Annotated in this window: 13 protein-coding genes; 6 read left to right on the top strand and 7 right to left on the bottom strand. The window is 54.1% G+C overall.

Annotated elements, in window-relative coordinates; genetic code table 11:
* Positions 1–2: 2 nt before the first annotated feature.
* The 4 genes from lpxA to COO92_RS05935 all read left to right on the top strand — a co-directional run bounded on the left by lpxA (position 3) and on the right by COO92_RS05935 (position 3,314).
* Complete coding sequence (gene lpxA, locus COO92_RS05950) at positions 3–806, top strand: acyl-ACP--UDP-N-acetylglucosamine O-acyltransferase (protein WP_022732361.1); 804 nt, start codon at positions 3–5, stop codon at positions 804–806.
* The gene (locus COO92_RS05945) at positions 787–1,635 is read left to right on the top strand and encodes an LpxI family protein (protein WP_101300614.1); all 849 of its coding nucleotides are present in this window, start codon (positions 787–789) and stop codon (positions 1,633–1,635) included. The genes lpxA and COO92_RS05945 overlap by 20 nt, the downstream gene beginning before the upstream one ends.
* Positions 1,632–2,798 carry a lipid-A-disaccharide synthase gene (gene lpxB, locus COO92_RS05940; RefSeq protein WP_101300613.1) on the top strand — a complete coding sequence of 389 codons (1,167 nt, stop codon included), beginning with the start codon at positions 1,632–1,634 and terminating at the stop codon, positions 2,796–2,798. The genes COO92_RS05945 and lpxB overlap by 4 nt, the downstream gene beginning before the upstream one ends.
* A 75-nt stretch (positions 2,799–2,873) precedes the next feature.
* The gene (locus tag COO92_RS05935; RefSeq protein ID WP_101300611.1) at positions 2,874–3,314 is read left to right on the top strand and encodes a VOC family protein; all 441 of its coding nucleotides are present in this window, start codon (positions 2,874–2,876) and stop codon (positions 3,312–3,314) included.
* Between the two features lie 91 nt (positions 3,315–3,405).
* Here the strand turns inward: COO92_RS05935 and COO92_RS05930 are convergent, their stop codons facing one another.
* Both COO92_RS05930 and gltX read right to left on the bottom strand, forming a co-directional pair.
* The gene (locus COO92_RS05930; protein ID WP_101300610.1) at positions 3,406–4,713 is read right to left on the bottom strand and encodes a citrate synthase; all 1,308 of its coding nucleotides are present in this window, start codon (positions 4,711–4,713) and stop codon (positions 3,406–3,408) included.
* Between the two features lie 111 nt (positions 4,714–4,824).
* Complete coding sequence (gene gltX / locus COO92_RS05925; RefSeq protein WP_101300608.1) at positions 4,825–6,231, bottom strand: glutamate--tRNA ligase; 1,407 nt, start codon at positions 6,229–6,231, stop codon at positions 4,825–4,827.
* 315 nt (positions 6,232–6,546) lie between these two features.
* Here gltX and COO92_RS05920 point away from each other — a divergent pair, with 315 nt between their 5' ends.
* Positions 6,547–8,538 carry a ComEC/Rec2 family competence protein gene (locus COO92_RS05920; RefSeq protein WP_240626341.1) on the top strand — a complete coding sequence of 664 codons (1,992 nt, stop codon included), beginning with the start codon at positions 6,547–6,549 and terminating at the stop codon, positions 8,536–8,538.
* A 152-nt stretch (positions 8,539–8,690) separates the two neighbouring features.
* Here the strand turns inward: COO92_RS05920 and lexA are convergent, their stop codons facing one another.
* The 5 genes from lexA to COO92_RS05895 all read right to left on the bottom strand — a co-directional run bounded on the left by lexA (position 8,691) and on the right by COO92_RS05895 (position 12,481).
* Positions 8,691–9,398 (bottom strand): transcriptional repressor LexA, encoded by a 708-nt coding sequence (gene lexA, locus COO92_RS05915; RefSeq protein WP_022732354.1) that lies wholly within the window; start codon positions 9,396–9,398, stop codon positions 8,691–8,693.
* Between the two features lie 150 nt (positions 9,399–9,548).
* On the bottom strand, positions 9,549–10,028 hold the full coding sequence (moaC, locus tag COO92_RS05910) for a cyclic pyranopterin monophosphate synthase MoaC (protein WP_101300606.1): 480 nt from the start codon (positions 10,026–10,028) through the stop codon (positions 9,549–9,551).
* Positions 10,029–10,046: 18 nt separating this feature from the next.
* The gene (gene trpC / locus COO92_RS05905; protein ID WP_101300604.1) at positions 10,047–10,844 is read right to left on the bottom strand and encodes an indole-3-glycerol phosphate synthase TrpC; all 798 of its coding nucleotides are present in this window, start codon (positions 10,842–10,844) and stop codon (positions 10,047–10,049) included.
* On the bottom strand, positions 10,841–11,875 hold the full coding sequence (gene trpD, locus COO92_RS05900) for an anthranilate phosphoribosyltransferase (RefSeq protein ID WP_101300603.1): 1,035 nt from the start codon (positions 11,873–11,875) through the stop codon (positions 10,841–10,843). The genes trpC and trpD overlap by 4 nt, the downstream gene beginning before the upstream one ends.
* 33 nt (positions 11,876–11,908) lie before the next feature.
* Positions 11,909–12,481, bottom strand: a complete 573-nt coding sequence (locus COO92_RS05895) for an anthranilate synthase component II (RefSeq protein WP_101300601.1) — start codon at positions 12,479–12,481, stop codon at positions 11,909–11,911.
* Between the two features lie 245 nt (positions 12,482–12,726).
* On the opposite strand from COO92_RS05895, the gene COO92_RS05890 reads away from it, so the two are divergent.
* On the top strand, positions 12,727–13,914 hold the full coding sequence (locus tag COO92_RS05890; RefSeq protein ID WP_101300599.1) for a divergent polysaccharide deacetylase family protein: 1,188 nt from the start codon (positions 12,727–12,729) through the stop codon (positions 13,912–13,914).
* The last annotated feature ends 8 nt before the right edge of the window (positions 13,915–13,922 follow it).

Genomic DNA, 13,922 nt, shown 5'->3' with positions numbered 1-13,922 from the left:
TAATGTCAAAAGTGCATCCAACCGCCGTCGTCGAAGATGGCGCGCAGATTGGTCAGGATGTCGAAATCGGGCCCTATTGCGTGGTCGGCCCGAAGGTTGTCTTGGGGGACCGGGTAAAACTGCACAGCCATGTGGCAATGGCGGGCGTGACAACCCTTGGCGACGAATGTGAAGTCTATCCGTTTGCCTCTGTCGGCCATGCCCCGCAGGACCTTAAATTCAAGGGCGAACAAAGCCGCCTGATTGTTGGCAACCGTACCAAAATCCGCGAGGGTGCCACCCTTAATCCCGGCACCGAAGGCGGCGGGATGGAAACCACAATCGGCGATGATTGCCTTTTGATGACCGGGGCCCATGTCGGTCACGATTGTCATGTCGGGAACCATTGCATTCTGGTAAATAACGGAACCTTGGCGGGCCATGTCCTGGTCGAGGATTTCGCCATTGTTGGCGGTCTGTCGGCCGTTCACCAGTTTGTCCGCATCGGCAAACACGCCATGATCGGCGGCATGACCGGTGTTGACAGCGACGTGATCCCGTATGGATCGGTGATTGGCAACCGGGCCTATCTTTCCGGGTTGAACATCATTGGTCTGAAACGGCGCGGGTTTGATCGTGAAACGATCCATTCCCTGCGCAAAGCTTATCGCTTGCTGTTCGCACAGGAAGGGACGCTTGCCGAACGTGTCGAAGAAGTCTCCAAGGATTTCGAAGGCCTCGGTCCGGTGATGGAAATCATCGACTTCCTGAAAGCAGAAAGCATGCGTTCCGTATGCACACCAAAATATGACAGCTCCTCAGGATAATTCGCCGCCGAAATTGGGCATCATTGCGGGGGGCGGCGCGCTTCCGGCCCGTTTGGCTGCTGCTGCCAAGGCTGCCGGGCGGGCTGTTTTCGTTGTGATGCTTGATGGTCATGCCAATGACCCGACGCTTGAAAGCTACCCGCAAACCACCTTGCGCCTTGGTGCCGCAGCTAAAATCCTTGATGCCATGCGCGCAGAGGACTGCGTTGATATTGTGTTGGCAGGCAAGGTCGCACGACCAAGCTTTTCCGCCATGAGGCCTGATTGGCGCGCCACCAAAATTCTGATGAAAGTTGGCATGAAGGCGCTGGGCGATGATGGGCTCTTGCGTCTTGTTGGTCAGGAACTGGAACGCGAAGGTTTCCGGCTGATCGGGGCGCATGAAATCCTGACCGATTTAGCGGTCGAAGAAGGCGTTCTTGGCAAAGTTCAACCAGATGAACAGGCGATGAGCGACGCCAAACACGGTCTTTCAGTGGCCCGGATCCTTGGTCAGGCCGATGTCGGGCAGGGCTGTGTGGTTCAACAAGGACTTGTTCTCGCCCTTGAGGCGATTGAGGGCACCGATGAAATGCTCCGCCGTTCTGCTCTCTATAAACGCGAAGGCGTCGGTGGTGTTCTGGTGAAATCGGCTAAGCCGCAACAGGACAAACGCCTTGATCTGCCGGCCATTGGACTGAAAACCATTGAAGAATCTCATAAGGCAGGCCTGCGTGGCATCGCACTTCTTGCCGGTGGGACCATGATCATTGACCGTGAGGCGGTTTTGGCCCGTGCTGATGCGCTGGGGATGTTTATTGTTGGTCTGCGCGCGGATGATGATCAATGACCAATCAGACCGTTTCTAACGGCCCTAAGATCATGCTTGTTGCCGGTGAAGCATCTGGCGATCAGTTGGGTGGGCGTTTGATGGCTGCCATCAAGGCACAGGCACCCGATGCGCGCTTTATCGGCGTTGGTGGCCCGCGCATGGAACGCGAAGGCCTAAGCAGCCTGTTTCCGATGAATGAAATGTCGGTCATGGGCCTGACAGAAGTCGTGCCGCACATCCCGCATCTTCTCAAACGTATTGCACAGACCGCAAAATTTGCCCAAACCGAACAACCCGATGTCGTGGTGACAATCGATGCCCCCGATTTCAGTTTTCGTGTTGGTAAGAAGTTAAAGGGCAAGGGCATACCGCTTGTCCATTATGTCGCACCCTCTGTCTGGGCATGGCGCGAAGGGCGGGCGCGCAAAATTGCCGGTTTCCTTGATCATCTTTTGGCACTTCTACCGTTTGAACCGCCCTATTTCGAAAAAGAAGGCCTGCCAACCACCTTTATTGGCCACTCAGCCGTCGAAGAGCGTCACGATGGGGATGCAGATCGTTTTCGGGCCAAGCATGGCCTCAGCGATACCACAAAGCTGCTCGCTGTTTTACCCGGCAGCCGCAATTCAGAAGTCAAACGTCTGTTGCCTGTGTTTAAGACCGTGATCATGGACATTGCGGCCAAATATCCTGATACACGCATCGTCGTGCCAACCGTAGCCAAGGTCGCCGATACGGTCACCGCGGAAATGAAAGATTGGCCATTGTCGCCAATCGTTGTTTCAACCGATCAGGAACGTCACGATGCGTTTGCCGCTTCATACTGTGCCTTGGCCGCATCGGGCACAGTATCGTTGGAGCTTGCCATTTCCGGTGTGCCCCATGTTATTGCCTATCAGCTGAACGCAATAACCGGCTGGATTGCCAAACGCCTGATCAAGATTGATACGGTAACCATCGTCAATTTGGTGCTGGGGCGTAAGCTGATCCCCGAATTCCTGCAAGATAAGTGTCAGCCGGGCAATATTACGCCCGTACTTGATGGCTTGCTCGGAGATAGTCCGATCCGCCAGGAGCAGAAGGACGGCTTTGACGAAGCCTGCCACCTGTTGGGGTTTGGCGGGCGTGCGCCAAGTGAAAAGGCCGCCGAGCAGATTTTGAAAATCATCGCCAAAAAATAATCGACGCAGGGTGGCGTTATTGCCTGATAACGCATAGTTTCACGTCATTGATCACTTCATGACGGAGACATTGTTATGCGTTATTTGCACACGATGGTGCGTGTCGAAAACATCGATGATTCGCTGAAATTTTATTGTGACCTGCTCGGCATGAGCGAAACCCGCCGCATCGAAAGCGAGCAGGGGCGTTTTACCCTGATTTATCTGGCACCGCCTGCCGACGTTGACAGTGCCAAGGTAACCAAGGCACCGGAACTTGAACTGACCTACAACTGGGACCCGGAAAGCTATTCAGGCGGTCGCAACTTTGGCCATCTGGCCTATGAAGTTGATGACGTCTACGCGCTCTGCCAGAAACTGATGGATGCCGGTGTGACCATTAACCGTCCGCCCCGCGATGGCCGGATGGCATTTGTGCGTTCCCCTGATGGCATTTCCATCGAGTTCCTGCAAAAGGGTGAAAACCTCAAATCAGCTGAACCATGGGCCAGCATGGAAAACACCGGAAGCTGGTAAAGCACCGTCGCTTCATACCTTAGATGCAAGAAAGGCCCGGAAAAATCCGGGCCTTTCTTTTTGTTCAGATCGCGTCTGTGGTCGCCGCGAATTAACGCTTGTCGACCGGAACAAACGGACGTTCTGCGACGCCGGTAAACAGCTGACGCGGACGACCGATTTTCTGTGAAGGATCTTCGATCATTTCTTTCCACTGGGCGATCCAGCCGACGGTACGTGCAACCGCGAACAGCACGGTAAACATGCTGACCGGAATGCCCATCGCCTTGAAGATGATGCCCGAATAGAAATCGACGTTCGGATAGAGTTTCTTCTCGATGAAGTACTCGTCTTCACGTGCAATGCGTTCAAGTTCCTGCGCAACGTCAAGCAACGGATCGCTGACGTTGAGTTCTTTGAGAACTTCGTGGCAGGTTTCCTGCATGACTTTGGCGCGCGGATCGTAGTTTTTGTAAACGCGGTGACCAAAGCCCATCAGGCGGAACGGATCGTTCTTGTCTTTTGCTTTTGCAACATATTCCGGGATGTTTTTCACATCGCCGATTTCGTTAAGCATTTTAAGAACGGCTTCGTTAGCACCACCATGTGCCGGCCCCCAAAGGGACGCGATACCAGCAGCAATACATGCAAACGGATTTGCACCCGAAGAACCGGCAAGACGTACGGTCGAGGTCGATGCATTCTGCTCATGGTCGGCATGGAGGATCAGGATACGATCCATTGCTTTGGCCAGAACAGGATTAACAACATACTCTTCGCACGGGTTGCCAAACATCATCTGCAGGAAGTTTTCCGCATAACCGAGTTTGTTGTTCGGATAACGGAACGGCTGACCGATCGAATATTTATACGCCATCGCTGCGATGGTCGGCATTTTCGCAATCAGGCGATATGCCGAAATCAGACGCTGCTGCGGGTCATTGATGTCGGTGCTGTCATGATAGAAAGCAGACATCGCGCCAATAACACCAACCATAATGGCCATCGGATGCGCATCGCGGCGGAAGCCGTTATAGAAATTGCGCATCTGTTCATGCACCATGGTGTGCAGGGTGATGTCGGTTTCGAACTGTTTCTTTTCGGTGGCGTTTGGCAACTCGCCATAAATCAGCAGGTGGCAAACTTCCAGGAAGTCTGAATCTTCTGCAAGATCGTCAATCGCATACCCACGATGGCGCAGGATACCCACATCGCCATCAATATAGGTCAGCTCGGACTGGCAGGAGCCGGTCGACGTAAAGCCAGGATCGTATGTGAAAAATCCAGTTTCAGCATAGAGTTTACGAATGTCGATAACATCCGGTCCTACGCTACCCTTAAGCACCGGCATCTCGATCGACTTGCCTGTGGCGTTGTCGGTCAAGGTTACGGTGTGGGAAGTCTTGGAATTATCAGCCATGACTATTTTTCCTTCCCTGTTTGAACGAACACGGTTTCAAGTTGAATGCAGCATAATGCTGCGGCGCACCAAGCGCAAACAGACTATTAACTTTTTCGTTATTCGCTGTTGTTATGCATCGAAATGTCGGATGCGTTTCAGCGTTTGCTCTTTGCCAAGCACGATCATTACGTCGAAGATGCCTGGTGAAGAATTGGAACCTGTGAGCACCGCCCGCAAGGGTTGCGCGACTTTACCGAGTTTAAGATCGAGTTTTTCGGCAGTTTCGCGGACACTTGCGTCAACGTTCTCTTCGGTCCAGCTATCAAGCGCTTCGAGACTGTTGGCCAGTTCAGCAAACAGACCTTCGGGTGCGCTATCAATGAGGGACTGAGCTTTCTCGTTAAATGACGTAACGCCATCCGTAACGTAGAAGGCCGAAGAGCAGGCGAGCTCGATGAGTGTCTTAGCCCTTTCTTTAAGGCCTGACATGCCATTGATCAAGATTTCTTTTTGCGCTGCATCAATTGCATCGCTTCCAATCAGGGCCGCAACCCGTTGGGAAATCTCGTCTACTAGCCTCTTGTCATCTGCCTGGCGCATGTAGATGCCGTTAAGGTTTGTCAGCTTCGCGAAGTCAAATCGCGCCGCACCCTTACCGACATCGGTGATGTCAAACCACTCAATTGCCTGCTCCTGGGAGATGACTTCATCATCACCGTGGCCCCAGCCAAGGCGCAGCAGATAGTTGTTAACCGCTTCGGGCAGGAAACCCATTTCATCGCGATAGGAATCAACACCTAACGCGCCATGGCGTTTGGAAAGTTTTGCACCGTCCGGGCCATGAATAAGCGGAATATGGGCAAATGTTGGAACATCCCAACCCAGTGCGTCATACAAAGCTTTCTGACGGAATGCGTTGGTCAGATGATCATCGCCGCGAATGACATTGGTGACACCCATGTCATGGTCATCGACAACAACCGAAAGCATATAGGTCGGCGTGCCATCGCCGCGCAGAATGACGTAATCGTCAAGCTGCTCATTGCCGACCCGGACTTCGCCCTGCACCTGATCATTGATCACCGCATCGCCTTCTTGTGGCGATTTCAGCCGCACGACAGGTTTGATGCCCTCGGGGGCGTCAGACGCATCGCGGTCACGCCACGTGCCGTCGTACTTCATCGGACGGCCCTCTGCGCGTGCTTTTTCGCGCATGGTGGTCAGTTCTTCGGGCGAGCAATAGCAATAATATGCCTTGCCTGCATCCAGAAGGGATTGGGCAACCTCGGCATGGCGGTCGCGACGGGCAAACTGGAAAGTCGGCTCTTCGTCGGCGGTCAGGCCCAGCCAGTTCAACCCGTCAAAAATAGCGTCGACAGCTTCAGGGGTTGAACGTTCGCGGTCAGTGTCTTCGATACGCAGCAAGAACTTGCCGCCAGTATGTTTGGCATAAAGCCAGTTATAAAGGGCGGTACGTGCGCCGCCGATGTGTAAGAACCCGGTCGGGGACGGGGCAAAACGGGTAACAACCGTCATTCAATATATCCGTTATTTGGATGTTGTCGCTTGTCGCAAGGACTTTTGGCGTGCAGGCTATAGCACAAATGACACGCTGTTGCACCACAGCCGATGTTAGATAGAAACTAACCGTCGGGTAGGCTATTGGACATTCGTCGAAGACAGTTCAGTGGAATATTGAAAAAACAATATCTTGTGGAGGTACCTTCACAGATTGCATCCGCTGTTGCACGCCAAAGAAATAAATGGTTCCTGTCATCGGTTCTCTTCTTTGGGTTGGGATGTGCGCTGTATTTTTGTCTTCCTGCGCGTATCTGGCCGCATCAGGCCGCCTTGGCTTTGATTCTTTTGCTGTGCGGATTTTGGCGGTCCCGTCGCCGGGCCATGGTGGCGTTTGTCCTGCAATCTCTGGCGTGTCTTGTCGCCGGACTTTTGATCGCTGCTCTTCATACCCAGGCCGGACCAACGAATCTTCTGACGCGGACGTTGTATTCAACCACAGTGACCGGCGTGGTTTCTGGCCTTGAACCGCGTGGAAGCCGATTGCGCGCAACCATCGATCCGACGCATATTGATGGTTTGGATCAGGACGGTTTTGATTGGAAAGTGCGGATCAGTTTTCTGGGCGATAGCGATCTTGCGATTGGCGATCAGATATCGGCCAAGGCCCGCCTGTTTCCATTGCGCCCGCCGTCCGTGCCCGGTGATCCCGATTTTGCCCGCAACCTTTACTTTAGTGATATTGGCGCAACCGGTTTTGCCTTTGGTCGTCAATTCGAAGTGTCTCGATCCCAAAGTGATAAATCTAATGAAATCAGTTCATTATTAAGTTATTTCGAGGTTCTGCGACAAAACGTATCGCGCAGGATTGACGATGGTATGCGCCCCCCGGAAGCCGGAATCGCCAAGGCCCTGATCATTGGTGAACGGGGTGATGTCCGGCCCGATATTGCCGAAGATTTGCGAAAATCCGGACTGGCCCATCTTTTGGCAATATCAGGCCTGCATATGGGGCTTCTGTGTGGAACGGTATTTTTCCTGATCCGCTTGGGCTTGGCAGCAGTCCCGACGATTGCCTTGCGTTATCCGATTAAAAAATGGGCCGCCGTTGGTGCGATGGTGGCCGGGCTGGTCTATCTCGGATTATCCGGCGCGACCGTTCCGACCCAACGGGCATATGTCATGCTGCTTGTGGTTTGGGTTGCCTTGCTACTGGATCGACGCGCCATTTCGCTGCGTCTCGTCGGGGTGGCTGCGGTGATTGTTTTGCTCTTGCGACCTGATGTGGTGTTAGGCGCAAGTTTTCAGCTTTCATTTGCCGCAGTCGGCGCGCTTGTTGCCTTTTACGATGGACCGGGACGGCGTTGGCTTGACGGGCAGGGAGCCCGACCATTGTTTGAACGCGTGATGGTCTATCTGGTCGGGCTTGTCATCACGGGCATCATTGTTACCGCTGTGACGGCCCCGATCATTGGCTATCACTTTGGCCGGGTATCCGCCTTGGGCGTGGTGGCAAACCTGATTGCCATACCGGTAATGGCGTTTTGGATCATGCCATTGATTGTTGCCGCACTTGCCCTGATGCCCTTTGGCTTTGAATACCCCGTACTGTGGTTGATGCAGCCCGGTTTGACCGTCTTGCTTGATACCGCATCCGGGTTGGGGAGTGTCGAATGGGGATTATGGTACGTTGCGAGCCTTGATGCCGTGGCGGTATCTTGCGCGATGTTAGCGCTAACATGGTGCGTGATCTGGCGGGATCGCTGGTTGGTGTTACCTGTGATCCCGATACTGATCGCGGGGATAATCATTCAATCGCGCCATCATTCCCCTGATATTCTGATTTCCGGGGACAGGGAAAGCTGGGCGGTTTTTGATCGCGACCAGAAGGTTCTCCACATACCTGAAAAACTGTCTTCATTTCAAAAATCCCTATGGATGGCGCGGTTTGGGTTGCGTCCTGAAAACGAAGACCGGCATTTGCAAACATGTGCCAATGATCCGTGCCGTGTTGTGATGGGCAGTGATGTAATGGGGGGTGGCGTATTGGGCGGTGATGGGCAAAAGACCATCGTGATCGCCAACACATTCGCCAACCCGTTCTATGCCTGTCGCAATGCCGATATCGTAGTTGATCTCAAAAGTGATCTGCCCCAAACGCAATGCCGCGCAGCAGGGGCTGACATTCTGGTCGATGATGATGTGTTGTGGTGGCAAGGCGGGGTGACCATTGATCCGGCCAATCATGAAAACCCGGTGAGATCGGTTCGAACCGAAACCGGCGGCTGGCCATGGATTGTGATTGGTGGCAGGATTGCACACTGATCTGCACCGGGATCGGCAAAACAGCCGGTAACAAACGGCACGAAATCACCCAAAAAGTAATCATCATACAAATTAATTTCGCCCGGACTTCATCAAAGCCGGGCGAAACAAAAATGGATGTATGTATGGGGCAGAGCTTAGTCTGGCTTGCCTTAGTACTGGCGCAAAAGCCCCACCAGACGCCCCTGAATGCGCACACGGTCCGGTGACAGGGACCGGGTCTCATAACGCGCGTTGGCCGGTTCCAGCATGACTTCACCGCGGCCGCGTTTAAGGCGCTTCAGGGTCGCTTCACTGTCATCAACCAGAGCAACAACGATGGTGCCGTCATGGGCCTGCTCGCACCGCTGGATCAGCACGGTATCGCCATCAAGGATCCCGGCCTCAATCATGGAATCGCCTGATACCTCAAGCGCATAGTGATCACCAGCCCCCAGAAGGGCGGCGGGAACCTGAACCATCGTGCTTTGATCGCGCAGCGCCTCAATCGGCGTACCCGCAGCAATCCGGCCATACAGCGGCAGCGAAATGGCGTCACTGTTGTCTGAAAAGGCCGTCGGAACGGTTGTTGGCCGATGCGGGGTTTTGCGCGCACTGGCAAGCGATGTCACATTGTTTGGCGTTTCGGGCGCATCATCATCGCTGTTTTCCGGCAGGCGCAAGACCTCAAGCGCACGCGCACGATGGGCTAGGCGGCGGATAAACCCGCGTTCCTCAAGCCCGGTAATCAGGCGATGAATGCCCGATTTGGATTTAAGGTCCAGTGCCTCCTTCATTTCATCGAAAGAAGGCGAGATACCGCGATCGCGAAGGTAATTGTCGATATAGACCAGCAATTCATATTGCTTGCGCGTCAGCATGATATTTTCCGAACCTGTAACAAGAACAAAAAGAATACATAGATGTTCTACTTTAGTTCTTTTTACAGGTCAAGCGCATCAATACGATTTGACATCAAATGTGTTTAATCGCCGGTATTATTCAAAATATGTGAATAATCGAACAGGGGATTAATCCGCGACGAAGGTGCCTGATTTGCCACCTTCTTTTCGGGTCACCCGCAGATCAGTAATCTGCATGCCCTTATCAACAGCCTTGCACATGTCAAACACCGTCAGTGCCGCAACAGACGCGGCCGTCAACGCTTCCATCTCGACCCCGGTTTTACCCGTGGTCTTGCAGGTGGCGGTGATCTCAACCGCATCAACGCCGTCAACCAGTTCAAGATCAACCGTCACCGATGTCAGCGGCAGGGGATGACACAGTGGAATCAGGTCGGGGGTTTTTTTGGCCCCCATAATCCCGGCCAATTGGGCAATGGCAAGAACATCACCCTTTTTATGACCGTGATTTGCGATCAGCGCATACGTCTCGGCAGACATCAGAACGCGGGCCTTGGCAACGGCAATGCGGGCAGTCTCGGCCTTGGCCGAAATATCAACCATCACCGCATTCCCGCCAGCATCAATATGGGAAAGTTTGTCTGCCATAAAACTATCCGATCCCAATCAGGCCGCAAGGCCAAGTAGTGTGCGGGTGGCCGCGGCAACGTCGTCCTGACGCATCAGACTTTCGCCAATCAGGAAGCATTGCGCGCCGACCTTTGCCATGCGCGACAAATCATCTGGGGTGAACAGGCCACTTTCGGCGACCAGCAAGCGGTCCTCATCAACCATGGCGGCCAGTTCTTCGGTGGTGGTCAGCGACGTTTCCATGGTCTTGAGATTGCGGTTGTTCACCCCGATCAGACGCGACTTAAGCTTTAACGCCCGTTCAAGCTCCGGGGCGTTGTGGACCTCGATCAAAACATCCATGCCAAGCGCATGGGCCGCATCTTCAAGTTCGGCGGCCTGAGCATCTTCAAGAGCCGCCATGATCAGCAAAATGCAATCGGCCCCCAGTGCGCGGGCCTCGGTCACCTGATAGGGGTCAATCATGAAATCCTTACGAAGTGCTGGAAGGTCGACAGCGGCGCGGGCCGCGACCAGATAGCTGTCATCACCCTGAAAATATGGAATATCGGTCAAAACCGACAGGCAGCTCGCCCCGCCAGCCTGATAGGCCTTGGCCAGTTCCGGCGGATTAAAATCGGCGCGAATAAGGCCCTTTGACGGGGAGGCTTTCTTGATTTCAGCAATCAGGCCATAGCGACCATCGGCCACAGACGTTTCAAGCGCCTTGATAAAACCACGTGGTGCGGACTGTTCCTGAGCCAAAGCTTCAAGGGCGCCAAGCGTCGTGCGCGCCTTGCAGGCCGCAACATGATCGTGTTTGTCGGTGCAAATTTTGGTAAGGACGTCGCTCACGCTGCATTTCCTTCGTTGGTAATCTTAACAAGGCCTTGCAGCGTTTCTGCTGCCTTGCCGCTATCAATGGCGTCGGCGGCCTTTTTAATGCCGTCTGCAAGGTCGCTTGCGATATCGGTGACCACAAGGGCGGCACCGGCATTCATCAAAACGATATCGCGATAGGCACTTTTCTGACCGGCCAGAAGATCAAGAATGGCTTTGGCATTCACATCGGCATCGCCACCCTTAAGCGCATCAAGGGTCACGGTTTCAATACCATAGTCACCGGGGCTGATTTCAAACGTCGTGACCTTGCCATTTTTAACTTCGGCACCAAAAGTCGGTCCGGTGGTCGAGATTTCATCAAGCCCGTCATGACCATGAACAACCCATGCATGCACCGATCCCAAACGGTTCAGCACATTGGCAATCGGTTCGACCCATTCACGGGCAAAAACACCGAGAACCTGACGTTTTGTCTTGGCCGGGTTGGCAAGTGGGCCCAGAAGGTTAAAGATGGTGCGTGTGCCCATTTCAACGCGGGTTGGCATGACGTGACGCATGGCCGAATGGTGACGGGTCGCCATCATGAAACACAGATTGATGTTTTTAAGCGCCTTTTCCAGAAGCGCCATGTCGGCATCAAGATTAACACCAAGTGCCATCAAAACATCCGCTGACCCCGATTTGGAGGATGCCGCCCGGTTACCATGTTTGGCAACGGTCGCACCGGCGGCTGCGGCCACAATCGCGGCTGCGGTTGAAATGTTATAGGTTCCGCTGCCATCGCCACCCGTACCGCAAGTATCAACCGCGTTTTCAGGTGCAATAATCCCGGTCGCCTTGGCCCGCATGACACGCGCCGCCCCGGTGATTTCATCGACCGTTTCACCGCGCAGGCGCAAGCCCATCAGGAACGCGCCCATCTGTGATGGGGTAGCCTGACCCGACATCAGAACGTTAAAGGCCTGTTCGGCCTGTTTTTCGTTCAGCTTTTCGCCGGTTGCGACTTCGGCCAAGATGGCCTTGAGATCATAATCAGTCGACATACAGGTGTCCTCGGTTTGCGGTCCGGTGCAGGGTCATGCGCCGGTAAAATCGATAAAATTCTTTAATAATGCGTGGCCATGTTCTGACGCGATGCTTTCGGGATGGAACTGAACGCCATGAATTTGATGGGTTTTATGACGCACCCCCATGATCAGACCATCTTCGCTTTCGGCGGTAATTTCAAGGCAATCGGGCAGGGTGTCGCGTTCAATGACCAAGGAATGGTACCGTGTTGCCGTGAACGGACTGGGCAGCCCGTCAAACACACTTGTCGCGTCGTGGTTCATGGCATCGGTTTTACCATGCATGCAGTTTGGCGCACGGATGACCTTGCCGCCAAAGGCCTGACCAATGGATTGATGGCCAAGGCACACGCCCAGAAGTTTGACCTTACCCGCGGCCGACTTGATCAGATCAAGGCAAATGCCAGCCCGTTCCGGATCACAGGGGCCAGGTGATATCACAATGCCGTCGGGGTTCAGTGCAAGAGCCTCATCAACCGTGATTTCGTCATTACGGCGCACTTCGACCTCGGGGCCGAGTTCGCGCAGGTAATGCCACAAATTGAAGGTAAAGCTGTCGTAATTGTCGATGAGGAGATACATCGCGGGAAAGGCCTATGCATATTCAAGGTCGCCAGAGAATAAACGCACCTGCGGCCACGTCAAGCGGAAGCAGGATAAGGATTTTTTCGCCTGCATGGGGTGGTGATGGTCCGGGGTTAACAGGGTGCTAACCAGACGCGGTGTAAAAGCAGCAAAACAACAGCCGACACGATCGGTCTATAATCACCATATGGGTAGCACGATCCGGTAAACGAGGCCGGGCAAACAAGACTGGAGACGACCACGTGGCACGTCGGGCACAACCCGCCAAACGTAAAAAGGCGGCACCCAAAAAATCAACCCGCAAGAAGTCTGCGCCGAAAAAGAAATCGGGCGGTATCGGTCGCCTGATGCTGGGCGGGGCTTTTGTGGCCGGGACACTGTCGGCGATCATTGCGGTTGGCAGTATGCTTGAACTTGACCGCGCCTCGGATGAATTTGGTCGTGCCGTCGATCAAAAGGCCCCGGATTATACCCTGGCCGAACCTGCCCCGACGCCAAAACTGCGTAAAGATTACAAGCTTTCGGAAGACACGCCGACACGCGGTCGGACGGGCTATCTTGTTGGCAACGAGGAAGAGACAGAAGGTGCTGCGCCCAAAACGGCGGCAGTACCCAAGCCCCGTGAGACCAAACCGGAACCAGATATTCTTCCCGGTGACAGTGGATCAGATCACGGTGTTGCGCCAGACAGTGATAGGAATGCGCCGTGGCGCAAATATGCCGCCCTTGCCCCGAATGCCGGAAATGCGCCGGTGATTGCGATTGTCATTGATGATGCGGGGCTTGATCAGCCGCGCACGGCGCGCACCGTCTTGCTTCCCGGACCGGTCACTATTTCATATCTGCCCTATGCCCGCGATTTGCAGCCACAGGTCAATGCGGCCCGCAAGGCCGGCCACGAAGTGATGCTGCATATGCCCATGGAGCCGTCATCGGCATCGGTTGATCCGGGGCCGCATGCTTTGCTGGCGAACTATGACCGGCAAAAGATTTTAAACGAAATGACATGGATGCTGGATCAGTTTGACGGTTATGTCGGGGTTAATAACCACATGGGCAGCAAATTCACATCCGACCCTGACCGCATGAAGATCGTGATGGAGGTCATGAAGTCGCGGGGTTTGATGTTCCTTGATTCACGCACCAGCGCCAAATCGGTTGGTTTTTCAACCGCCAATGATTTCGGTGTGCCGGCCATCACCCGTGATGTGTTTATTGATGATGCCGATGATGACGCCAAAATCGCTGATATGCTGGCAAGAATAGAGCGGGTTGCCGCCAAGCAGGGCTACGCCATTGCTATTGGCCATCCACGTGACCGAACGCTTAAAGCACTTCGAAACTGGATTCCATCGCTCAAAGCCAAGGGATTTGTGCTTGTCCCGGCGACAGAGGTTCTCAGGCGTACAACGCAAAGTGCGACGGGCTGAGTGCTTCT

Source organism: Thalassospira lohafexi (genome assembly GCF_002844275.1).
Lineage (GTDB): Bacteria > Pseudomonadota > Alphaproteobacteria > Rhodospirillales > Thalassospiraceae > Thalassospira > Thalassospira lohafexi.
This window is presented reverse-complemented; position numbering and strand designations above follow the sequence as displayed.

Excerpts from the sequence above, each read along its gene's own strand:
- lpxB (WP_101300613.1), top strand. The coding sequence starts at position 1,632 with ATGACCAATCAGACCGTTTCTAACGGCCCTAAGATCATGCTTGTTGCC.
- moaC (WP_101300606.1), bottom strand. The coding sequence starts at position 10,028 with ATGGCAGACAAACTTTCCCATATTGATGCTGGCGGGAATGCGGTGATG.
- lexA (WP_022732354.1), bottom strand. The coding sequence starts at position 9,398 with ATGCTGACGCGCAAGCAATATGAATTGCTGGTCTATATCGACAATTAC.
- gltX (WP_101300608.1), bottom strand. The coding sequence starts at position 6,231 with ATGACGGTTGTTACCCGTTTTGCCCCGTCCCCGACCGGGTTCTTACAC.
- COO92_RS05930 (WP_101300610.1), bottom strand. The coding sequence starts at position 4,713 with ATGGCTGATAATTCCAAGACTTCCCACACCGTAACCTTGACCGACAAC.
- trpD (WP_101300603.1), bottom strand. The coding sequence starts at position 11,875 with ATGTCGACTGATTATGATCTCAAGGCCATCTTGGCCGAAGTCGCAACC.
- COO92_RS05945 (WP_101300614.1), top strand. The coding sequence starts at position 787 with ATGACAGCTCCTCAGGATAATTCGCCGCCGAAATTGGGCATCATTGCG.
- COO92_RS05895 (WP_101300601.1), bottom strand. The coding sequence starts at position 12,481 with ATGTATCTCCTCATCGACAATTACGACAGCTTTACCTTCAATTTGTGG.
- COO92_RS05935 (WP_101300611.1), top strand. The coding sequence starts at position 2,874 with ATGCGTTATTTGCACACGATGGTGCGTGTCGAAAACATCGATGATTCG.
- lpxA (WP_022732361.1), top strand. The coding sequence starts at position 3 with ATGTCAAAAGTGCATCCAACCGCCGTCGTCGAAGATGGCGCGCAGATT.